At 60.0% G+C, this 22,862-nt stretch carries 15 protein-coding genes; 3 read left to right on the top strand and 12 right to left on the bottom strand.

Translation table 11 applies throughout. The features are described 5' to 3' along the window. Window positions 1-159: 159 nt before the first annotated feature. From H9L16_RS08515 to H9L16_RS08500, 4 genes are all read right to left on the bottom strand, one after another. Entirely contained in the window at window positions 160-1,275 is a 1,116-nt protein-coding gene (locus tag H9L16_RS08515; protein ID WP_223158129.1) for a PQQ-dependent sugar dehydrogenase, read from the bottom strand. Between the two features lie 320 nt (window positions 1,276-1,595). Further along, window positions 1,596-2,615, bottom strand: coding sequence for an RNA 3'-terminal phosphate cyclase (rtcA, locus tag H9L16_RS08510; protein WP_187551312.1), 1,020 nt, complete (start codon window positions 2,613-2,615; stop codon window positions 1,596-1,598). A gap of 48 nt (window positions 2,616-2,663) precedes the next feature. After that, window positions 2,664-3,884: an RtcB family protein gene (locus H9L16_RS08505; RefSeq protein ID WP_187551311.1), complete on the bottom strand. Its 1,221-nt coding sequence runs from the start codon at window positions 3,882-3,884 to the stop codon at window positions 2,664-2,666. A gap of 790 nt (window positions 3,885-4,674) precedes the next feature. Beyond that, entirely contained in the window at window positions 4,675-6,231 is a 1,557-nt protein-coding gene (locus H9L16_RS08500) for a vWA domain-containing protein (RefSeq protein ID WP_187551310.1), read from the bottom strand. A 167-nt stretch (window positions 6,232-6,398) separates the two neighbouring features. Here H9L16_RS08500 and rtcR point away from each other — a divergent pair, with 167 nt between their 5' ends. Both rtcR and H9L16_RS08490 read left to right on the top strand, forming a co-directional pair. Continuing rightward, the gene (gene rtcR / locus H9L16_RS08495; RefSeq protein WP_187551309.1) at window positions 6,399-7,988 is read left to right on the top strand and encodes an RNA repair transcriptional activator RtcR; all 1,590 of its coding nucleotides are present in this window, start codon (window positions 6,399-6,401) and stop codon (window positions 7,986-7,988) included. 187 nt (window positions 7,989-8,175) lie between these two features. Further along, entirely contained in the window at window positions 8,176-8,952 is a 777-nt protein-coding gene (locus tag H9L16_RS08490) for an NAD(P)H-dependent flavin oxidoreductase (RefSeq protein WP_187551308.1), read from the top strand. A gap of 526 nt (window positions 8,953-9,478) precedes the next feature. Here H9L16_RS08490 and H9L16_RS08485 read toward each other — a convergent pair. From H9L16_RS08485 to H9L16_RS08465, 5 genes are all read right to left on the bottom strand, one after another. Continuing rightward, entirely contained in the window at window positions 9,479-10,312 is an 834-nt protein-coding gene (locus tag H9L16_RS08485; RefSeq protein WP_187551307.1) for an HNH endonuclease family protein, read from the bottom strand. Between the two features lie 2 nt (window positions 10,313-10,314). Beyond that, on the bottom strand, window positions 10,315-12,495 hold the full coding sequence (locus H9L16_RS08480; RefSeq protein ID WP_187551306.1) for an AAA family ATPase: 2,181 nt from the start codon (window positions 12,493-12,495) through the stop codon (window positions 10,315-10,317). 475 nt (window positions 12,496-12,970) lie between these two features. Next, window positions 12,971-13,627, bottom strand: a complete 657-nt coding sequence (locus H9L16_RS08475) for a ComEC/Rec2 family competence protein (RefSeq protein ID WP_187551305.1) — start codon at window positions 13,625-13,627, stop codon at window positions 12,971-12,973. Next, window positions 13,612-14,409, bottom strand: coding sequence for an MBL fold metallo-hydrolase (locus H9L16_RS08470; protein WP_187551304.1), 798 nt, complete (start codon window positions 14,407-14,409; stop codon window positions 13,612-13,614). The genes H9L16_RS08475 and H9L16_RS08470 overlap by 16 nt, the downstream gene beginning before the upstream one ends. After that, the gene (locus H9L16_RS08465; RefSeq protein ID WP_187551303.1) at window positions 14,399-18,016 is read right to left on the bottom strand and encodes a S8 family serine peptidase; all 3,618 of its coding nucleotides are present in this window, start codon (window positions 18,014-18,016) and stop codon (window positions 14,399-14,401) included. Before H9L16_RS08465 ends, H9L16_RS08470 begins: the two co-directional genes overlap by 11 nt. Window positions 18,017-18,396: 380 nt before the next feature. Here H9L16_RS08465 and H9L16_RS08460 point away from each other — a divergent pair, with 380 nt between their 5' ends. Further along, window positions 18,397-19,035, top strand: a complete 639-nt coding sequence (locus tag H9L16_RS08460; protein WP_187551302.1) for a Crp/Fnr family transcriptional regulator — start codon at window positions 18,397-18,399, stop codon at window positions 19,033-19,035. 24 nt (window positions 19,036-19,059) lie between these two features. Here the strand turns inward: H9L16_RS08460 and H9L16_RS08455 are convergent, their stop codons facing one another. The 3 genes from H9L16_RS08455 to H9L16_RS08445 form a co-directional block, all read right to left on the bottom strand. Continuing rightward, window positions 19,060-19,848, bottom strand: a complete 789-nt coding sequence (locus H9L16_RS08455; protein WP_187551301.1) for a DUF4365 domain-containing protein — start codon at window positions 19,846-19,848, stop codon at window positions 19,060-19,062. A gap of 86 nt (window positions 19,849-19,934) precedes the next feature. After that, the gene (locus H9L16_RS08450; RefSeq protein WP_187551300.1) at window positions 19,935-21,233 is read right to left on the bottom strand and encodes a hypothetical protein; all 1,299 of its coding nucleotides are present in this window, start codon (window positions 21,231-21,233) and stop codon (window positions 19,935-19,937) included. A gap of 26 nt (window positions 21,234-21,259) precedes the next feature. Further along, window positions 21,260-22,663: a competence protein CoiA family protein gene (locus H9L16_RS08445; protein ID WP_187551299.1), complete on the bottom strand. Its 1,404-nt coding sequence runs from the start codon at window positions 22,661-22,663 to the stop codon at window positions 21,260-21,262. Between the last annotated feature and the right edge of the window lie 199 nt (window positions 22,664-22,862).

The following is a 22,862-nucleotide window of genomic DNA, read 5'->3' as shown; positions in this document are numbered from 1 at the left end:
CGTTCGTTAGCGCTGGCCCTGTCCGACCCAAGCCCGCCAGCTGCACTATTTGAACCAGCGCCTGCGCAACAGGCACTGCCATAGCCTGCCTGAGATCGCTCGCTTATAGCTATGGGATGGCGGGGCAAGAACCTCACGTGCCGGTGCCGGACGCAGTATTTATTGATCTCGTGCGAGTCGAATGACGAGCCCCGCCCGGTCATCGGTCGTCCAGATAGCGCCATCCTTCGCGATCGCCAAACCAACTGGCGACCCTTGGGGTCGCTTACCAGGCACAAGTCCCCAGCCGGGTGTAAGCACGACAGGAGTGGCGGCAGGGCTCGCACCAAAGGGGCGCGCCTTTGCACCATAGACCGGAAATGAGGCGTCCTTATCAGAGACCGGAACCCCATTTTCGTCAGCGGCATAGGAAGCAATTCGTCCTCCGACAGATCGATAGCCATGCCATGACATCAAGAGACGACCCTGCAAGCTCGGGAACATCGCTCCGTCGTACCAGAGCATATCCAGCGGCGCCGTGTGAGGCGGCAGCAAGATCGCTGGTCGCTCATGCTCGTTCGACTTGCACCAACTCGCCTTTGATTTCCATGCGGGAGTGGCAGCTCCCATGTCGGCGCAATAGGGCCAGCCATAGTGGTGACCAACACGAATGACGTTTAGCTCTTCAAACGGACTCCAGCGAGTGGCGAAGTCGTAACTATTCTCAGCTTGGAGGATGGTGCCAGAGGCATGGACGGCCAAGGCAACAGAGTTTCTAAGCCCACGCACGTGGACTGTATATTCAGGCGCCCACTGCCCGGGCGAGATCAGCGCATAGCGTCGAATACTGGCCGCCTGCTCACCCTCTTCGCTTTCGGGGCAGACCTTTCCAAGTGCCTGTCCACGCGAATTCACGCACTGATCGGATGGTGCACCAATATTCACAAGCAATGAGCCGTCTGGTGCAAACACAAACTTGGACAATGGATGACGGTTGTCGTGAAGTTTGTTGTCAGGTAGCCCGGCAACTACGACTTCGATCGTATCGACGGGATTTGGTGCGCGCGGATCGAATCGAATAATGCGACTCATTTCGCCTACGTAGGCCAGGCCATCCGGACCTATTGATAGAGCGTGCGGAAGATTCAGGTCTCGAATCAGTGGAGTGAGAATCGCTTCCTCGCCTCGCTGACTTTCGAGCTTCCACACAACCCCGCGAGGGAGATCCCACGAGCCCAGATCAGTGACAAGCCATGTGCGATCATCGAGCTGAACAAGCGAGCGTGGCAACGCCATTTTGCGATGATTGCTGCCCAACGTGGGGCCACTAACTAGGCCAGCGCACATCCCCTTTATCGTCCCAATGTCCAACCGCGGATATCCATCGCACGAGCCACTAGGTGCCGCATAACGCTCACGCTCTAGGGTCATCCCATTTGGGGAAGCCATCGACATGCTAGTAAACGTCGCAGCTAAGGCGATTGGACGAAGGTACTTCAATTTCATGGCGCCCTCAGTGGCTTGCTAACTCCGATCGGCAGCACGGAAAATCTAGACCGCCCTACACACGGCGAACATCGAGATCCTTTGTTGCAGCCGTCTTGAGTGTAAATGCGTCATTCTTCTACTATCACGCGCCACGTTGTCTCGTCCTGTTGGTCCCACGAGATCTCCACCGGCAGGAATTTCTCGATCAGTGCCGCGTTACTTCGCAGGTGGTCGCTCGGCGCGGTCGTGGTGAAACTACCCTTCCCGGCCAGTGCCATCGGCAGCAGCAGTTGGTCGCCGAGGTGCTCGTCGATGCAGGCGCCGGACGCGAGGTACGTCTGAGCCTCGTCGGCCACGCCCGTGGCGACCGCCTCGGCGCTCTTGCCGCGCTCGCCGAACCCGGTAAACGTCGTCCCGTGGGCCGCGTGGCGCACGCGCAGCATGAGTGCGTTGCCCGGGCCGCGGGAGGGTCGCACCTGGCGCAAGTGGCGCGCGTCCTCGCCAAGGCCGAAGCGGGCCTGCAGCACGGCGAGTTCGCGCAGGCCGATGTCCGAAGAGAGTCCCGACAACAGCGCGGTGCCATCCATGCGCTCGAGCTCCCCGCGCGCCTCGAACGCGCACGCGCGGAGCTCACCGGCGGGTTGCACGGTCGCGTGCAGCACGCCGCCCCCGGCCGGATAGAAGCCGGGGCTCTCAAGCGCGAGACCGACCTCGATGCCGAAGTCGCGCAGGCGCGGCACGAAGCTGTCTGCGAGGAAATCCACGCTCGGAGCGAGCGGGTTATGGGTGCCGCCCTCCAGGCGCACGCGCGACGGCGCGTCCGCGCGCCACAGCGCCGGCAGTATCGTCTGCAGAACGAGCGTGCAGGATCCGGCGCTGCCCGTCGCGAACGAGTAATCGCCGCCGCGGATGGCGCCAGGCTCGAAGCGCAACCACGTTGCGCCTAGCTCGGCGCCGTGCACGCGCGCGCCGCCGACCTGCGCAGCCGCGTTCACGGCCGTCAGGTGCTGACGCATCAGCCCCGGCTTCGAGCGCTTCGCGCGGATGTCCTGCAACGTGAAGCCGATGCCCGTGCACAGCGAAAGCGACAGCGCGCTGCGCAGCAGCTGGCCGCCGCCTGGGGCACCATCAAGTTCGAGCATCTCCATCTATCTGCAACTCCAAAAAACGTATTTGCGGCATTTGCCGCGTCGATTTCAGCCTTTCACACAAACTACCTGGCGGAGCGTATGCACGATCTCCACCAAGTCGCTCTGCGCCGCCATCACCGCCTCGATCGGCTTGTACGCGGCGGGCGACTCGTCGACAACGTCCGCATCCTTGCGGCACTCGACGTGCGCGGTCGCCTTCGCGTGGTCCTCGACGCTGATCAACTTTTTGGCCTGCGTGCGGCTCATGACGCGACCGGCGCCGTGGCTGCAGCTGTTGAAGCTGTCCGGATTCCCTAGGCCGCGCACGATGAAACTCTTGGCGCCCATGCTGCCGGGGATAATGCCGAGCTCGCCCTTGCGCGCGCTCACCGCGCCCTTGCGGGTGATGAAGACGTCCTTTCCGAAGTGGTGCTCGCGCTGCACATAGTTGTGATGACAATTCACCGCCTCGGCCTGGGCCTCGAACGGCTTCGTGATCACCTTGCGCGCACCCTCGACCACGTGCTTCATCATGATCTCGCGGTTGATGCGTGCGTAGCGCTGCGCCCAATCGACCGCAAATACGTAATCCTCGTAGTGCTCGCTGCCTTCCGGCAGATAGGCCAGGTCCTGGTCCGGCAGGTTGATCATCCAGCGGCGCATGTCCTGCTTGGCCAACTCGATGAAGTGCATGCCGATCGCATTGCCGACGCCGCGCGAGCCAGAGTGCAGCATGAACCACACGCGCTCCTCCTCATCCAGGCACACCTCGACGAAATGATTGCCCGTACCGAGCGTCCCAAGATGGACGAGGTTGTTCGTCTTCGCGAGCTTCGGGTGGCTGGCCTTGATGCGCTCGAAGTCGCGCTCGAGCTGCGCCCAGCCCTCAATCGCTAGCGCCGGCGGATTCTCCCAGGCGCCCTTGTCACGGGGACCGGCGGTGCGGCCATGCGGCACGGCCTGCTCGATGGCACTGCGCAGCGGGGCGAGATTGTCAGGCAGGTCGGACGCGACCAGCGTGGTACGCGCCGCGATCATCCCGCAGCCGATGTCGACACCGACCGCGGCCGGCACGATCGCGCCGATGGTCGGCACAACCGAGCCCACGGTCGCGCCCTTGCCGAGGTGCACGTCGGGCATTACCGACAGCCACTTGTAGATGAAGGGCAGCTTGGCGATGTTGACGAGCTGCTTGCGCGCCTCGTCCTCCAAAGGCACGCCACGGGTCCACAGCTTGATCGGCGCGGCGCCCGGCTCGTTGATGACGTCGTAACTCTGCTGGCTCATTTGATAATTCTCATGTTGAAGCGATGCTGGGCGCAGAAGCCGGCGGCCAGGTTGAGGCCGGACAATTGACTGTAGTCGGGCCGGCATCCGCCGGCTCCTGCGCCCAACTGCGCCGAATCGGGCAAAAAGGGCGGTGACGAGAGTGTCGGAACGCTCTGCCTTGCGACAGTGGGACTTGAACCCAACCCCTTGCGGGGGAACCAGTGTAGTTCCGACGGCATTCACCGCTTGAAAAGAAACCGTGCCGGGCACGACGAAAGTGAAGGAACGTATTTTTCGCGCTCTGCCTGCTGAGCTACCGCCCCACATGGCTGGGCGGGCGGGACTCGAACCCGCGACCTCGACCGTCAAAAGGTGTAGTTCCTGTCGGCATTCGTGTCCGACGCGGCGAAACGGTATGACTCCTGTTGCAGTTGAATTAGTCCGGTGCCGCTGCCGACGAAGGTGATGGAACATTGTCGTCTGCTCTAACCGCTGAGCTACCGTCTCGCGACGGGCGGGAATCGAACCCGCGACCTGGCGATTCTGTAGTTCCATCGGCATTCGGCGGCGACGCCGGTTACCGCGCTTGCCGTTGCCGCTACGCGACGAAAGTTGCCGGAACATCCTGCTCTACCGCTGAGCTACCGCCCCGTCGAATGGGGCGGACGGGATTCGAACCCGCGACCTGGTCATTAAGAGTGATGTAGTTCCGGCGGCATTCGCGTACCGCCAACGTCATTTGAATTCGGGATGAAGCCTTCCTCCTAAAGCCCGTCCACCCCATTGCGGACGGGCATTCTCCTGTTGGCTACAGCTCAATCGAACTGATCTTGTCGACCCAGCGCGGGCTATTGGCGCCCTGCGCCGCGAACACCGCGAGCAAGTCGAACACAGCGTCGCTGAAGCCGCCGACATGGATCACGTCATCGCGCTCGACCACCTGACTCGTCGCCACCGGCTGCAGGTCGATGCAGACCAGCTTCGCCTGCGGGCAGCGCGCCTTGATCTGCGCCCACTGGCGCATCGTCTCGGTCGCGCCGCCCGCACGGGTGTCGGCCCAGCTCTCGTTGTCGGACACGATCACCAGCAGGTCAACGATGGCGCCCTCGCGGTTCAAGCGCGCCAGCGGCGAGCTGATCGAGGTGCCGCCGCCGCACAACGACGCGAGCTGCTTCGCCTGCGTCATCACGCTGTCGCGCGGGTTGAGCTGCAGCGGGCGCACGTCGGTGTCGAAGGGCAGCACGCGGGCGTCCGGGTTGCTGCGCTGGACGCACGCCGCCACGAGGGCCGCGACATCGACGCAACGCACCGACGTGGTGGCCCCCTTGCGATGGCCTGTCACCGGCGAGCCCATCGAGCCCGACACGTCGACCGCGACCACGACGCGACCATCCAGCTTCGGCACCTGGCGAGTCGCGACTTCCATCGCGTCTTGCAGGGCCTCGCGGATTGCCGTCGGCACGTCGCCCCCACCCGAAGCCGTGTACGCCATCATCAACTGGTACGGGAACACGCGCGCCTTGGCGATTTTTGCCGGGTCGCGTAGCGTCGCCGCCAGCGCCTTTACCGTCTCGCCGTCCGTGAACACGTCGTTGCGGGCGAACGTGTTGAGGTTCTGGCGCAACGTCTGCCACGAGGCGTTGCGGGCCAGCACGCGCCACTGCTTCGCCGACAGGCGCAGCGAGGTGTAGTACTGGAACGGCAGGTCCGGCAGCTGGCCGACCGGCACGCGCTTGAACGCCTCGTACGCCTGCAGCTTGGCCGGCAGCGCCTCTATGTCGAACGGCTTGCCCACGACCCAGGCATACAGCGCCTGGCGCGCGGGGTCCACCGGCTTCGGGTGGACCATGCGAATCACGTCGGCCAGCGACGGCTGGTTGCCGATCGCCGCCTGCACGATCGCGTCGACGGACGCTCGCTCCAGCCACTGGCGGACCAAGCGCTTGGGCAGCGAGCCCAAGGACTTGCGGCCCACGACGCCGCTGCGGACGATCTGCACAAAGTTGCGCAGCATGCGGCCGTTATCGACCACGAGCGGGAAGGCCTTCGCAAGCAACTCGCGGTCGCGGGTGCTCAGCGTCGCCAGCAACAGCGCAGGCATGTCCTTCATGTGCGCGACCTGGCGGGCGTACACGGCCGTGCGGGCCACGAACGCGGGGTCGCACTGCGCGGCCAACGCGAGCGCCTTGTCGAGCTGTTCGGCAGCGGACGCGTAGAAGGTGCCGTTGAGGCAACCGGTCGCCGCGTAGAGGGCGAGCGCCGACTCCGGCGTGCGAACGTAGGCCAGGCCACCCGCTTCATTACGGGCGCTGGCGTTCGGCACGAACGCGCCGCGCAGGGAACTGAAGAGAGTCGTGTTGGCCATTTGGGCATTCCTCGGTGGTTGGGGACGATTTCCATAGAGCACCGATCGTGCCAACCCAGCCTCATCACACCTATCGCATTGATATACAAAGGAATACCAAATTTCCCCCGCGACAGGCGTTGCCGCGATATGTATATTTGACGCGCGCGTTTTATCGAAATGGATATATGGCCCGCCGCCAGGTGATCCTCGGCATGTTCGGCACCCAAATCGACGCGGGCACCGGCCCGGGCCGGTGGGAAAAATGGCGTCCGACGGTCGCGCTCGGCATGCACGAGCACTGGCAGGTGGACCGGATGGAGCTGCTCGTCGACGAGGCGAAGTTCGGCAAGCACGCCGACGTCGCAGTCGCGGACCTCGCTCAGGTTTCGCCGGAGACTCAGGTGCGTCGCCACGACCTCGCGCTCGCCGATCCATGGGATTTCGAGGGTGTGTACGCCGCGCTGCACGACTTCCTGCGCGACTACGCCTTCCAGCCGGAGGAGGAGGACTACTTCGTCCACATCACCACCGGCACGCACGTCACGCAGATCTGTTGGTTCGCGCTGACCGAGAGTCGGCACTTCCCCGGGAAGTTGCTGCAGACATCTCCACCCCGCACGCAGGCCGGCGGCAATCCCGGCAGCTTCACCGTGATCGACCTTGACCTGTCGCGCTACGACCGCATCGCGCAGCGCTTCGCGCAACGCAAGCTCACTGACCGGGAGCTGCTCAAGAACGGCATCGCCACGCGCAATGCCGGCTTCAACCGCATGATCGAGCAAATCGAGACAGTGGCCACGCGCTCGCGCGCTCCGATGCTTCTCATGGGACCGACCGGTGCCGGCAAGAGCCAGCTCGCGCGGCGCGTGTTCGAGCTGAAGGCAGCGCGACACCAGTTGCCGGGCCGCTTCGTCGAGGTCAACTGCGCCACGCTGCGAGGCGACGGCGCCATGAGCACGTTGTTTGGTCACATCAAGGGCGCGTATACCGGTGCCGTCGGCGACCGCCCGGGTCTGCTGCGCTCAGCGCACCGGGGCCTGCTGTTCCTCGACGAGATCGGCGAACTGGGCCTGGATGAGCAGGCGATGCTGCTGCGGGCGCTCGAGGAGAAGCGCTTCCTGCCGGTTGGCAGCGACAAGGAGGTCGAGAGCGACTTCCAGCTCATTGCCGGCACCAACCGCGACCTCGACGTCGCGGTGGCCGCTGGCCGGTTCCGCGACGACCTGCTGGCGCGCCTGAACCTGTGGACGTATCGGCTGCCCGGCCTCGCCGAGCGGCGCGAGGACATCGAGCCCAACCTCGACTTCGAGCTCGAGCGCTGGTCGCGCGAGCAGCACCAGCGCGTGGCGTTCAACCGCGAAGCGCGGGCCCGATACGTGACGTTTGCGGCGGGTCCCGAGGCGCTCTGGGCCGGCAACTTCCGCGACCTCGGTGCCTCGGTGCAGCGCCTTGCCACCCTCGCCGAGGCTGGGCGCATCCAGGTTGCACAGGTCGACGAGGAGATCGCCCGCCTACGCCGGCAATGGCAGGGAGGCGTTGCGCCGAGCCGGCTCGAAGCGCTACTTGGCGAGCGCTACGCCGCGCTTGACCGCTTCGACCGCGTGCAGCTCGAGGACGTGGTGGCGCTTTGCACACGCTGCAAGTCGATGTCGCAGGCCGGGCGCGAGCTGTTCGCCGTATCACGCGGCCAGCGTGCCAGCACCAACGACGCCGACCGACTGCGCAAGTACCTGGCCCGATTCGGGTTGGACTGGGAGACGGTGCGCGAGGCCTGACTCAAGTTATCGAGGGGCCGATGTACCTCCTTGGCTGAGCGTTAGGCACTGAGTTGCCACAGCTGAGAGTTCGCTTTTGGTCGGGCGCGGACATCGGCGTAGCATTAATGAGGCGCTGTAGGAGCTTGCCACGTGCGCCCGATCGCCTTTACTGCTTGATGCCGAACTTCCAGTCATTCAGGCCCCAATGTCCGGCGTACAGGACGAGGCCCTCGCCATCGCCGTTTCCGAGGCCGGCGGCCTGGGTTCCATGCCCTGCGCCATGCTTGATGGAGTTCGGCTTGAAGCGGCGTTGCAACGCTTCGCCACGCTGGCGCGACCCATCAATCTCAACTTCTTCTGCCATCAGGTGGCCGAACCTGAGCCCGCCGAGGTAATGCGCTGGCACCAGACGCTTGAACCCTATTATCTGGAACTTGGCCTCCAACAGCCCGAGCCCAGCACCGCCGTAGCGCGGCGAACGATCGACGCTACGACGGTTGATCTTCTCGAGGCGTTCCGTCCGCGCATCGTGAGTTTCCATTTCGGGCTTCCTGCACCGGCCCACCTCGATCGGATTAAGGCCTGGGGCGCAACGGTGCTGGCCTCGGCGACGACGGTCGATGAGGGCGCTTGGCTCGAGCGCCATGGCGCGGACGTTGTCATTGCCCAAGGCATCGAGGCGGGTGGGCACCGCGGCCACTTCCTGTCACACGACCTGACGCTGCAATTGTCGACAGCCGACCTTGTTGCGCGGCTATCACGTTCACTCACGGTACCGATCGTCGCGGCTGGCGGCATCGGAAACAGGGCGGACGTGTTGGCGATGCTAGCTGCAGGCGCCGTTGCCGTTCAGCCAGGTACAGCGTATTTGCTGTGTCCCGAGGCGAGGACGACGGAGATACATCGCACGGCGCTGCAGCAACCCGCCCCAGCCTCGGAAATCACCAATTTGTTCACCGGCCGCCCGCACGCGGACTCGTGAACCGCTTTATGCGCGACTTGGGCGCGATGTCGACGCTGCCTCCGGCGTTTCCCTGGACCTCCCAGCCACTGGATCCGTTAAGGGCCGAGGCCGAAGCCCGAGGCGTCGACGATTTCAGCCCGCTATGGAGCGGCACTACGCCCAACCCATTTCTAGGGTTTGACGCGGCGACTGTTACCCGCGTGCTCGCAGGGACTGCCTAAGTCGTCGACCTTCACCTTAGATCAGAAGCAGGCTGTTGACGCGCAAGTGAAACTTACCCGATCTGCGCGTTGAGAACTGCCCCACGGAACAAGGGAGGTTGTCACTTGTCGGTGTGTCGGGAGGTCTCCATTGGCTCGGGTTCCGAGCGGCGTCGACCGGCAGTGGTGCTACTGCGGAAGCGCCAGGAATCACTGCCCTTTCAAGGATGCGACTTCAGGCGGGTGAGTTTTACGCTCGCATCACGACCCTAAGTTGGTCAGCTCTGGGTGAGCGTCCATTATATGACACTCAGAAACTTCAAGTCACCCTTATACTAACTCGGTTATATAGTAATACCATACTCATTGAATATCGACCTTACCATGCCCAAGTACGGGCGTTCAGGCTCAAGATACGCCTTTGCAGCCGTCAACCAACTAACAGCTAGGGCATGCCAGCCTGCTTTCTCGGACGCGTCGGTCGTCATTAGTTCTTTATCGCACGCCTCTATCGCCGAGACAATGAATGAACGAACCATTCTATCGACGAACGCTCTATCTTGAACCAGCGCTCGCCTTGACAGCCCAAGCACCTCAATCGTCGTTCTGCCCAGAATACTTTCTTGATTATTGGCAGCCGTTCGTGGGCGTATGAGTCCGTTCTCAATAAACTCAATGTGTAAGCTTGGGTCTACCTCACAAGGGTTCAGAAGCAAGCACTCTTCGGTCACAGATACTGCTGGATCGACCCAACGATGTTGCTCGTCCTTAATAGGGAATTTATTTGCTTTCCCCGAAACACCCTCGGCCTGGTTTTCAAACTCGTGAGTTCGCGCTCGATTACAGTCAATACATGAAGGCAGCAAATTCTCCCAAACTGCCGCAAGCCAATAGTAACCGCTGAGTTTAACGCCAGCCTGGGTTAATATCGCTCCTTTAGGCCGGAAGTGCTCAACATCCTCCGGTCCTCCAGGACTATAGTTAAATTCACAATATGCACATTTGCCATTTGTCATAGCTCTAAGCGCATGCACCACATCTTTACTCTTATATGCAACGAATGAGTCATATTTAATACCAGCGGCGAATGCTGCCGCAGCCTCTTTAGCCTCTCTTCCACCCTTAGAACTCTCCCCGAACAGGCTTTGAGGACACGCCCCTCGCACCAATCTGATCATATTTATTCTCCAGCCTTTTTCTGACTGGCGGACTGGAGGCTCACTTCTCGCCACACTGACTTTAGCTTTTCCCTAGCAGCAGCCCTGTCGACAGTTCCTTCTTGTCGTTTACCATCTGCGATTATTTCGTCAGCAGCCTCATAAATCATCCTTTCACGTGGAGTGGCGCCAAATTGACCTCTATGGTCAAGTCTTGAGCGATAGCTCGAGAGTTCTTCCTCTTCATCAGGATGCAAATCTTTTTTTCCAAGCAGCTGATAGTAGCGCTCGTATATATGATCGACTTCTGTATCTTCTGTAGAGTTTAATCCGAAGTACTCCGAAGCTAGCAACTGCTCTACACCCATGTGCTTTGGAGATATAAAATTAGGCGTCGGATCGACAAGCCTAGAGGTGCCACTTAAGTCGCGTCGTATCACAGCGACTTCGTGCCCTTCCAAGCCACGTAATGTAAGTGGATCGTGAGTTGAGGCGATGAACTGAATTCTGGGAAATACTTCGCGTAGCTTCCCTACAACCCTCAATTTCCAGCGTGGATGCAAATGTGCGTCAATTTCATCGATAAGTACAATCCCTTCCGCCGACTCCATATCCTCCCAACTTCTTCTGAAGAAACTCATAATATCGAGAGCTAACCCGAGTATCGCCTGGTAACCACTACTCAATTCGAACAGCGAGTCGGCTCGGCCCCCTGACTGTATATAGACCTCTCCATCGACTCTTACTAACCTTACACCGTCCGAAACCGGCAGCAATGCGGAAAGTGCTTTCGATGCACGGTCGAAGTCTGCGATCTCTAAGCCGAGCAGCCATGAGCGTCCATCTGCAAGTAGCGAAAATGGGTCAAATATATTTCTGATATTCAGGCGCGCGCCGTCAGTTGAGCCCTTCCCATTCCTTGATAGCAATCGGGTGGCTCCGTATGCCAGAACTATTACCTTTGGGCTCGCGGGCTCAATATTTATTAAGTTGTCTCTTGATGCAAGCGTCAAAACTATAGGATCGGATAGGCCGGTTAGATGAACCGCTACTCTGCAGCTTTCACAGCCTTCGCTTACATATGAGGAAGCCACAATTTTCATTCTGCTCGTGATGAGTTTTCCGCTCAAGGCACATGCGAGCATCTGCAAGAGCGAGCTCTTGCCGGTCCCGTTTTCACCCACAATGGCGAGCCAGGAGCCTCCTTTTTCCCCAATTTCGGGCTTCAACTCTATATTTCTAATACCACGAAGATTTGTAACCTCTATCTTCTCTATGTATTGAGATCTCCTGTAATATCGTTCGGACACATTATTAGCATTCAAAGAAAATGATTCTTCCCGCTTAGTGCGCTTGTCGAGTTTTGAGCTTTCGTGCTTCAGAGCTTGTTCGCTAGTGTCAGAACCCGGCCCTGTCAGAGCCGGCCTATTCAGCAGATCGAATAGCGTAACTTCATCTGCGGCGGCGTCGGTAAGATCTCGGTGAATGGCTGCGGCAAATTGCCGATGCATCGCTGCAAACTCGGCATGCGAAGCAACCCGGCCGGTGATGGCTCTTACGCTGTCCTCTCTGCTTTTCTTTCGCCCAAAGAGATCCAACATTATTTTGAACGAGGTGAGGCTTCGACTCCTCGCCTCTACTAGTGTCTTACGGTTTAACCCAAGAACGTCAATTGTGACCTGGGCGCGAGCGTGATTGCCCGTGACACGCCCGTCTTCTAGGAAGATCAGATATTCTTGAGGGTCATCAATACAAGGATCGAGCAGAAGGGCATCTTCAAGTATTACCTCCTCAAATTTTGCTTCGATCTGACAGCGCTTCCCATTTACTGGGAATCTGTTTCCTTTGAGGGCATTACAAACTGAGCACGCCTGAAGATAGTTCCTCCATTCGAGTGTTAGCCACCAGTAGTGGTCGCTATCCACGGTGCCGTCCAAGTTGGTGGAAACTGCGCGCGGCCTAAAGAACTCTAAATCAGGGCGCTCTATCACTGTTTCGCAATAGACGCATTTTCTGTCAAAGCGCCGGTACAGGATCGGCCTTATCTTAGTGAAAAGTCTCGTTGACATTAATCCACTTGCGAACTTCGACTGAGACCTTTCAAAGGATGGCTTTAAATAGAAGTCTCTTAAGTCGGCGCTTACCTCCTCCGCGGTTTCACTGGATAGAATGACAGGCGCTGCGCCGCGATTTAGCTTAATCATTTTTTCTTGTCCAGCAGATGGATTAGCAGGCCTCGTGATTAAATTCGCTAATTGCGCCACCTGTGGTGGCCACGATGCAGATTTTAATAGGGTCGATAGACAAGCAACCAGAGACTGAGAAAGTCTAATTAGCTAGACCGCCTGCAAAAAACATGAAGGCGAAACCAAGAGCTTGACTGTTTAGAAGAGGACCGGCAAATAAAGTTTCGCGCATGAACCTCCCCTACTCGCGCAGAGGCATGCTGAGGATACTTCCGACCCAGATATAAGAACTCTTTTAACTTATTCCCCTTCCACTTATGTAAATTTTATATTCGGGGAAGATTTGTCAGTCGCGAAGGTTAGTCTTGCCAACCGTGCATCAGCCTCGCTGTCTAATTGAGATTTTTCAGAGTTATTCTAGATGTCTTTGCCGAGTTTCATTGAGTCAAACTGTCCAGTTTTTCGCCGACTCGCGGTAACGCGCCCTCGTGCACTAGGAAACGTCCACCTCGACCCACAAGCCTTTCGTATTACTGCGGCGAATCGCCCTCAATGACCCAGAGGGCGCTCTGAACGGCGCACGAGAGCCTGTCGCGTGTTGCGCCCACGGATCATCAGCGCGCAAAACGCGCTTCCCCGCACGCGCATCCAGAGCCTCCAGAATTGGCTCGTAAGGCATCTCACCCCATTTCACCTTGGTGGCGTCCTCCTTATTGGTCGGGATGAAGGCACTGAAGTCCGGGTGGTTCATGAGCTCCAGACCTTTCTCCTTGAGCGTCGCGTTCTCGCTGCCGTGATGACCCACTTTGAGCAGCACGGTCCGCCCGAGCAGCTCCGAGCCGCTGACTTTCGCGCCGTCGACAGTCCAGGAGAGGTCCTGCCAGCTCAGCCAGTTGCCGACCTGAGCATCAGCGGTAAACAACATGACGCGACCGGTGTCGACAAACTCAAAGGCCAGAACCAGGCTCGTGTTGTTTGTCCGATCATCCAGTTGAAGCGCCAACTCTGCACTGGCACTTAGCCAGTCGTAATCGATCCGGCGGTAAGCCTCATCCAGGTAAGACGCTTTCAGTAGCGTGTGTGTTCGTCGAATGGATTCGTCAGCCAGGTCTACCGCACCATTCAACATGGCTTCTAGCTCAATACCCATGTTGGGTTCAAAAGGTGCGGATGAGTCCTGCGCCCCCCATCTTCAGACTGCATGGCGGCCATTAGGCTTTCGGCCCGGGCCAGCGCTTGTCCGAGCCCGTACATCTCACTCTTTCGTTCTCGAATCGAGATATAGCCCTCGTCGCGTGGCGGTCCCATCACGTAGACCCGAAGGTTTGGCAGCCCTGGAATCGTTAGAGGTCGCTTTGACGGCGCAAGGTAGCGGACCTTCTTGCTCGCCATACCCACAAGCGCGTCTCGACATGCACGGACCTTCTGCCCCTCCAGCCCAAAATGGAATCCGAGGAGTCCATTGACCCCGTCACGCACGGCGGCGAGGTGCTTGGAATCAGTCTTTGAGAGCTTGTCTTGTGCCCCTTGGAGGGCTGCGAGGGCTTTACCTTTGAACTTGTCCAGCTCTTGCGCCTGGGCATCCTCAGGGTTCTCCGTCCACCCGACCCAAACCTCGTCCACCTTGATGTTCTTGAAGGCCTCGCGGGCCGTCCAGAAGCCTGAAAGATGGTCCCAATGCTCATGGGTGCCCACCACCACATCCAGGCGATCCGTTGCTGACGAAATATCGGCCACGATGGCATCCACCGTGCGAGGTCCGCCTTTGACCGAGGTGTGGATGCCGCAATCGATCAGCATCCAGAAATCTTTGCCATCCGCCTTCTGAAAACGCAGCAGATGACTATCACCAATGCCTTGGCAGTAAAAGCGAACCGTGGCCTGTGCTGGAGCCTTGGGGCTCGCACGCTTTGCCGTCTTCCTAGTGGCCATGCTCGCCTCCCCGATCCGCATGGATCAGCGCAAAGGGCTCAGCGGTGTCTTCGCCGAAATATAGTTTCCGTAAGGGCGACAGATAACCGCGCTCGCCCATCTTGTGTTGCCGAGCTTGACGCGAGGTACTCGCGCTGTTTTTGATGATGCTGTACCGAATCTCTTCCTTGCCTTCGCGCGGATCCAAGATCAGCGTGGCGCCCCCGCGGAACCAGGTGAATCCCTTGCTGTGATCTTTGGGGTCCCGCCACAACGGCTGTCGCTGGGTGATGACCGCAATCACCTCGGTGCGGAATGAGCCGTCCGGTGCCAGTCGTCGCGCAAAGCGCACGTTATGTACTTCAAAGGTCGTGCTGCCGGGCTTGAGGTCCCCCATGGCTGACCCGTCTCGCTTGTAGCGCGGCATGTTCGGGGCAAGCCCGAATTCCCTCAGCGCCTCGGGGTGTTCGGCAAATACTTTTCCTAACGCGGTCCAAAGTGCCCATCGATTCCGTTGACTGAGTTTGAAGATTTCCGAGCGATCAAGCTCCTTGGCCCAAGGAATTCGGATAGCGGCGGTCAGCTTTGGAAGGTACGTAGGCCTTGAATCCTCAAAGGTGCCCCAAGCGAGCGTTTCCTCCGAGACCGTCCGAATGCCGGACGGCAAGATGCCTCGTCTGCCAAAGGCCTCAAGGATCGCCGTGCGATAGCCGTGGGCGTCATTGGTAGCCAGATCGCGATCAGCCGTGATGACTGCGCGCAGGAACTCGCCAAACGTAATGTCGACCGGCGGGCAGTAATCGAGCGCGCGAATACACATTTGCAGGAAATAGGTCGCCGTTGCGCAGGTCTCGGTGGATAAACGCGCCACGAGATCCGGGTGCAATGCCCCAGCGGGCAGTACACCCGTCCCGCCCGTCGCCATCCGCACGAGATCCGCGGTGCGCCTGGAAACCACACTTAGAAACGCTTCGTAGATCGCATGGACGAGGATCGAGCCGCGGGCATGAGGCTGTGTCGTGGTTTCGTAATCAAGTTGCGTGATATCCGTACCCACGTAGTCGCGCAGCGGTCCGCGACGATTTGCGCCCTCGCCGAATTCTTTCGCCAAGCCTCCGAGCAACTTTGCAGCGGACAGGTCGCCACGCGCCTTGCCGATCTCGAAGCGCACCAACTCCGTGATCGTGAAGTGTTGGAATAGCGCCACGATGTCTGCGAATGCTTCATGAAACGCGACGACGTCAGGATTAGATGCTTCCTCGAAGCGACGATGCAGCCCGTCCAGGAGTGCATGGCTCATTTCATGAGCGATGATGTCGCTGGACAAGCAGGTGAACACCATCGAGCCCGGCGCAACGCTGTCGCCTCGATCGGAACGTGCGGGGAAGTACCCAAAGAGCAGCGCCCGCTTTTCTGGGCTGTAGTACGCGTTCTCTTCGCGCAGGGCGTGCGGGTAGATGCGTAAGCGCCGCGTCTCCTTATCCCCGTCCGGCGCCCACAGGGCAGGTCGGCCCAATGCACGCTCAAAATGGCCGATTGTGGTCATCGCGACCGCGTAGATCATTTGCTGATGAAACTGCGGGTTCCCTTCGGAGGGCGGAAGCCCGTCTTGCGCAAGCAAGAAGCGGTCGTTCAAATCGACCGGCTCGTAGATCTTCCCCGAGGCCGGATCGATATCGATGACTTCCAGATACTCCCCAACCGGGCCAGGCCTGAGTGGATCCTTGTTGAGGGGCTCATCGTCCCAAGGCAAGGTCAGGACGGTTTCGCGCAGCGCCGACGATTCCAATCGCCGACCCAGGCTGGGATCGAGGGCATACACGCGCAAGCGTCGATTGGGTGGCACAACTGCGCGGGTCCGGCGTTTGACCGGCGCACGCACGATGCCCTTAGTCGCGCTTGTCGGCCCGGATTTGCCCAAGACCGATTCCAAAAATTCTCTTGCTGGCTTGGACGGGTTCCCTGCGGCCAAGGCAGCCTCTAGATACCGGTTCCGTGCCGCCGGAGGAATGTCTTCTGCCGGCCGATCGGGATCGTCAATCGCGTCATCGACTTCCCGCGCCCGCTGCGCCATCTGCGTGAGTTCAAGCGCGAGCATCGCGCGTTGCTGAGGCGTCCAGCGCTGCGTCAGGCTGACGCCCCCTTGCCCGAACAACACGTTGAGCCAGGACCACGAGGCTTCGGCAGGTGCGGCCCTGACTAGGCGTGTGCTAGCAAGCGGCTGAAAGGCCAATGCAGCGTGGGCGCGTACGGTCCCTTGCCCGAGCGTTTCAAACACGCGCTCCGGGCCCATCTGCCCTGTCGTCTTCCCCGCGGTGGAAAAAAGCGCCTGGCGTACCGCCTCCACCCGCATCCACGCATGGGGGTACTGGCGCACCGTTTCCCAATGCTCGGCAAGCCACAGGGCGGCGGCGGCGGCGATTTGCGGTGTCGCAGACGACGTGCCGGCGCCATCCATGTCCACCACGGTGCCACACCCGATCTTGGCCCACGGCACATTAGGCGTATAGGCCCCAAGCGCAGTGGCCATTTTCTCTGTTGGCCCAAAGTTGCCTTGCATGGTGCCGGCGTCCAGGCCCGTGTAGGGCCGCCCATCGGCCATCACGCCGCAGGCCGCCAGCACGCGCCGAAACCGGGCCGGGAACACGACGGTTTTGGGCGTCGGCCTGCGTGAAATATTGTTGCCGGCGGCGGTCACCATCACGATGCCGGCGTCGTAGGCCAAGTTGACAGCGTCCGTGAGTGCCTGGGACGACACCCCGCCCATGCTCATAGATAGGACATGGGCACCGTTCGCACGCGCATAGTCGAAACCTTGGACCATCGTGCCCACCGTGAAGCGCACGACCCAGTCTGCGATCCGAATGGGGATCACTTCGACGTCAGGCGCGCCTCCAAACTCACCCGTAAACCCCGACCAATCAGGTGGCGTCGCTGGAAATCCACCGCCGGCCAACAGTGCAAGCGTGGCCGCGCCGTGACCACGATTGCGCTTCCACGCCATACCCGGCGGGGTTTGGTCACTCGCATCATTGGCTTGCTCGCCGCGCATGAAGTTGCGCTGCAGGTCGAGGCGGAGCCCCTTCGGCCGAATGACATGCTGCGGGTCGAATCCGGTGTCCAAGTGGGCGACGCGAATGACCCGCTGCTTGTCATCTACCTGATGGCGGGCTGCCCGCAGCCCGGAGAAGTCATCGCCTAAGTGCCACGCCAAACCTTGGCCCAGCGCGCGGCCCCCTTCACGGGTTTGCGTTTCGAACCTGCAGCGGTCCGCGGCCGCCAATGCGGCATCACGTGACCCTTGGTCACCCTGGAACTCCCATTGCTGCTCCAGATCGGGCTCTACGGCCTCGATTTCCTGCAACCCCATAGCGCCTGCCAAGGGACTGGTTGGACCCACTAACGCGTGCGCCTTGTCCCAAGCCGTCCCTGCGCCCCCGCCTCGATTCACGCGCAGCCACGTAGAGGGCTCAGTGCCACCAGCGCCCAATGCCTTTCCGTTCGTATCCCGGGCAGGGACCGACAAGATCGGCTCGACCTGCCAACCATCCCCACCAGCCGCCAAGGCCTGCGTCACGCTGTGCCCATTGCCGCGAACCTTTACGAGCAACGCATTTGAGTTGGTCATCTCGGCTTCCTACCGTTAGCCCTCAGCACACCAAGGATTCGAACGTAAGACGATCCCTTAGATTGAGATGAGAACGCTCCACACCAGTGTCACCCTCGGGAAAAGCGAGGCCCTCAGCTGATCTATCCAACAAAGCGCCGTTTACGGCGTGATGACACTGCCAAACCGTGCTCGTTCCCCAAGCCAACCCCTTGGCTCTGGTGCACGGACGTTCGGCGCGAAGATTCGCGCATCGATTCGAGCCCCAGCTCTTCCTAATGACGTAGATTGCGCATTACCGCAACGTCAATTGTTTACATCTCCGCAAGGCGACCGATGACGAGCCTTCACTTGGGCTAAGCCTATTCATGAAATGAATCTCTTCGAGCAGGTGCCACACCATGGATCATGTGGATTCCATCTCCTTTCCGCCGGAGCTATTAGCGCAGTTAGCTGCGAACGGCGATACGCATCAGTTCGCGACCGGTGATGTTTTATTTCAAGAGGGGGACGCTTCCGAAACGCTGTACGTCCTAGTCACTGGGCGACTCAAGGTGTATTCCACCAAAGAGAACGGCCGCGAAGTCGTGTACAACACGCTCGATCCTGGCGAAGTATTAGGTGAGATGTTTTTGGACGGTGGCACGCGATCTGCTTCGGTCAAAGCGGTTGCGCCTTCAGAGTGTCTTATCGTCGACGGCGACCAGATACGCGAGCTCATGCGCGCGCATCCCCAATTTGCTGAGTGCCTCGTATTGCAATTGATTTCTCGGCTTCGACTCGCGACGCGGAAAATACGTGGCCTAGCACTTGATGGGGTTTACGAACGCGTCGCGGCCTTGCTGGAAGAATCGGCGATCGAAGTAGCTACAGAGAGGAGCGTTCCGCGCCATCTCACGCAGCTGGAAATCGCCAATCAAGTGGGAGCCACTCGCGTGATGGTGAACCACATCCTGCGCGATCTGATTCGTGGCGGTTTCGTTCTTAAAGACGAGCGACACAGGATGACGATCGTCAAGCCCCTTCCGAAGCGATGGTAGCAAGCGCCGCTGTCGCCACGCGTATCAGTCGCCGGGATCGACAGTGTCGCCTTCGTCAAGGAAACGACGAATGTCGCCATCGCCATCCCGCGCGCCATCCCAGTCCTCCTCCATGTTCCAGTCGCACATGCGGTGCCGGAGCAAACCAAGCGCTCGCTCGAAAGCTAGTTCGACCCGCTGATACGAATCGAGGCCCACACCACTATTGCGCACCAAAGCTTCCGCGCGGAGCACATGCTCGCGAGCCGCACTCCGACATCGCATGACTTCGATCAGACCCCTCGGGTCCGGTGCAGACTCCTGGCGAGCCAGCTCGATCTCGATGTCTTTGGTAAAGGTTCGAACACGATCGAGGTGAACTTCGACAGCCTGAAGCTGCGCTTCATCCGCCGCCGCGCTGAAGTCTCTTTCGCTGTCCGGTCCAAAGCGATTTCGTTGTCGGTCGAAGGCTATGTGGACTAGACCGCCCTTCGTCTTGGGGTATTGTCTCCGGCGATCGATGCGGTGCAAGTACATCGATTCGTCTTCCAGATCGACTAGCACTAGGAAAACCGGGTGCTCTAGGCCCTTCCAGTAGGCGAGTTGCTCCGGGTCGACATATCGTCCTTTCACGCCCTCGATGGCCGTGGTCTTGATCTGAAAAGCAACGAACTTCCCGGTGCTCTCGCACTTGGCGTTAAGGACTTCCACCTGCGCGTCGACACCGATGTCGATGTCGAAAATGCGGCACGGCCAGCCTAGAACCTTGGCGACTTGGTAGGCAAAGAAAAACTCGCCAGCATGCCCTGTCGCGGCCGTCTTGGGATATTTCATCGTTGGAGATCGAACGTGAAGGAAAGGTCCTTGAATGTTCGCATGTCCAAGGCTCGGTCCGTTGGCAGTCGCTGTCCCTAGCTCATCTATCGATGAAGTCTGGTGTACCAACGGTTTGGGTGCCATGCCGATTTAGCTAGCTCAAGATCAGATTGGCCTTGGGTGAGCGGCCGCGCGCCATCCTTCTCGGACTCCTCACCGGTGTCCACGACTTGTCGCAAGAGCGAATGAGTCCGAACCGGGTCAATCCGGTCGGCTTGCGCCAGCGCCCAAACAATCCATTGCGACATCTCCTGCTCTGAAACAGGTGTCTCAGAGGATGTATTGGCTACTTGGACCGCCTCGACATACGCGCGTAGATCATTAGAGAGACGCAGGCATATCGCGTCTTCAAATAGCTGATCAATCCTGGCTTTTTCAAGACGCTGGAGACGAGCAATTTCCTTTTGCCTGGCTTCTTCTTCGCGCTTCCTGGCGGCTTCAATCAGATCCGCTTTGCGCTGGACGCGCCATGCGTGGTGACGGAGCTCTGCCATTCTGATCTGCATGTCCCCCGCAACAACTAGTTCGACAACGATCTCCCGCAAGAACCCCTCAATCGCCGCCTCCTTGCTATCACTCCACAGGAGGCGCAAACCGTCGACTTTCTCCAGGTGCCAGGAGATCGACATTTGTAATGGATCCGAGGCGGGACGACGAATATCCGACGAAGGACGCCAGCTCTCGCGCTCTTTCTTAATTTTTGGATCGTCCAGCCGCAACGTCAGACTGGAGTCCCCAACTCGGATCTCGAAATCACTTGGGTTCTTGCCTTGGGCAAACGCTGAAACGTCCAACTTCGCTAGGGCAAGAAAGATTGAATTCAACAGCTTGAGTCGGCGGCGCTCATAGGGAGACGAAAAGAATGGTTCGTCGAAAATAGAGGGGTATGAAGAAGCGCTTCGCTTCTCAATACGGGCCTTGTCTGCCTCTAGTAAGGCTGCGACTACACGATGAGTGCGATCGAGACCCTTCAAATAAGTGACCTTGCCTACCAGCTTGGCAACTCGCTGCCTGAGTTCAACCAGCGTCTCGGGGAACTCAGGCGGTGGCGGAATCTCCTCCTCCCTCAGACGTGCTTCCTGCTCATCTCGCCGCCGCCATTCATCGTGGCCAATGCTGATCGTCTCGTGCTGACCAAGGCCCCGAGGCGGCAACGTAAACGCCATCACTGGCTTCCCGGCTTTCAGCTTGGCCCAATAGCCGCGCCCAGGCAGCGGGACGCTGTGCTTTCGGCAGAATTTGGCTAAGGCCACGTCTGAAATCCCAAAGTCGGGCGCAAGGTCCTTAATTGGCTTGGACCACATCAAATCGAAGAACTCTTGTCGTGAGAATTGGCGTTCCACAAAGCGCCTCCACGCGAGAAACCGCGTCACATCGCATCGTTGATGCGGATCTCACCCAGAAGTCCCGGCACGGGTTGCAACGCACCAGCGTAGACAAGCCGGTCAACGAACGCATTGATGGGCTTGTAGAAATCCGGAACCTGCCGGTTCTCGAGGTCAGTGAACGCCCAATGCGAGATGCGCCGCTTCTGAAAACCAGCCTTCCGCGCCCGATCCCGGAAGCTGTACTGCGCCCGGAACAGTGAGAACAACACCTCGTCCCGACCAAACCGCTGCATGACCCAGCGCGCCAGTTCTCGCTGGTTGAACTGGCTGCCCGCAGGTTGTCCGAGCACGAACCGGTGGTAACAGGCGCCCTGCCAAAGGCGCGGATGGACTTGGTAGAGCCAGGCGTGCGTACCGTAGTGGCGCACTGCCTGCTGCACCGTCTGCGACGGAATCTGGGCGATCAACTGGTCTGCCTCCTCCCCGTCCCGAGCCAAGTACTCCGCGAGTAAGGTCTCGATACGCGCGATCGAGACCAGTGTCGGCAGATCCTCCAGGGCTTCTTGATATGGGGCGCGCTCCTGCGCCCGGTAGCGTTCTCGTTGCGCCAAGCGCTCGGCCTGCTGCGCCTGGGTGTGATCGGCCGCACGCGCTTGGGCCCTCTGTGCTTCCTCTTGGCGTTGCCGCAGCTGCGCAATCTCCAGATTTCGCTGGGCCACCTGGGCCTTGAGGGCCCTGAAGGACTCTCGCCACGCGTCGGTGGCCTCAGGGCACGCAAGCCAGACACGATTCTCTGGCGCATGCAGGACCGCCTGAACGAGCCGAACGTCGTCTTGGAGAGCGTCCGGGTCCAGACGCGACAGGTCGATTTCGATCAGGCGCTTGCCCTCAGACTGAATGCGTCGGCGCTTGAGTGGATCGACCGCGTGGCTGACCCGGATCTCGATCAAGAGCTCACCCGCCTCGTCTTCAGCGATCACGTCAGGGGTGTAGTCGCCCTGCGCTTCCTCCAACCGGATATTCCGCAAACCAGCCGTCCGGCTGGGGAACTCCACCCGCGTCCCGGACATCCATTGGCCCGTGTCGTCCTGCAGCTGTGGGGGATTGGGCATGTCTGCCTCACCGTCCCAAGCAGGCAGCAGGAGGGCAGCATGCTCGGCAAGCAATTCCTTAGCCTTCCTGTGGAGCGCGGTCTCGTAGCCGGCCCGGCAATCGGTCATCGTCAGGTGGGCGAAATGTGGGCGCCTACAGGTGCTATCGGCTGCCTTGGCCACCAAGGGTGCCTCGCAGGCCGGGCAGACGCAGCCGCACTCTCGGCCCGCGGCCACCTGTTTGGGGCTCCACATCCGGCCGGCTTTCAGGCCGAAGGGGACCTTGAGGACGCCCAGCATGGGGCGGGTTGCCTGCGATGAGGCATCGGACGAGGGAAACGAACCTTGGCGCATGACGGCTTTCCTTCCAGACTGCGGGAAGGACAAGCCTGGGGAGCCGCCATGGACGCAAACAGCCCGAAACCCTCACAAACCGGTTCCCAGGAGATTGCAGCCGCCACCATGCTGCGGGCGTGGCTAGATCAGGTCGGAGGCAACAATCGTCCTGCCCAAGCGCTAGCACTTCTAGCCGCAGACACCGCAAGCTACCTGC

The organism is Thermomonas carbonis, assembly GCF_014396975.1.
GTDB lineage: Bacteria > Pseudomonadota > Gammaproteobacteria > Xanthomonadales > Xanthomonadaceae > Thermomonas > Thermomonas carbonis.
The sequence above is the reverse complement of the archived record's forward strand: the minus strand, read 5'-3'. Positions and strand labels throughout refer to the sequence as shown.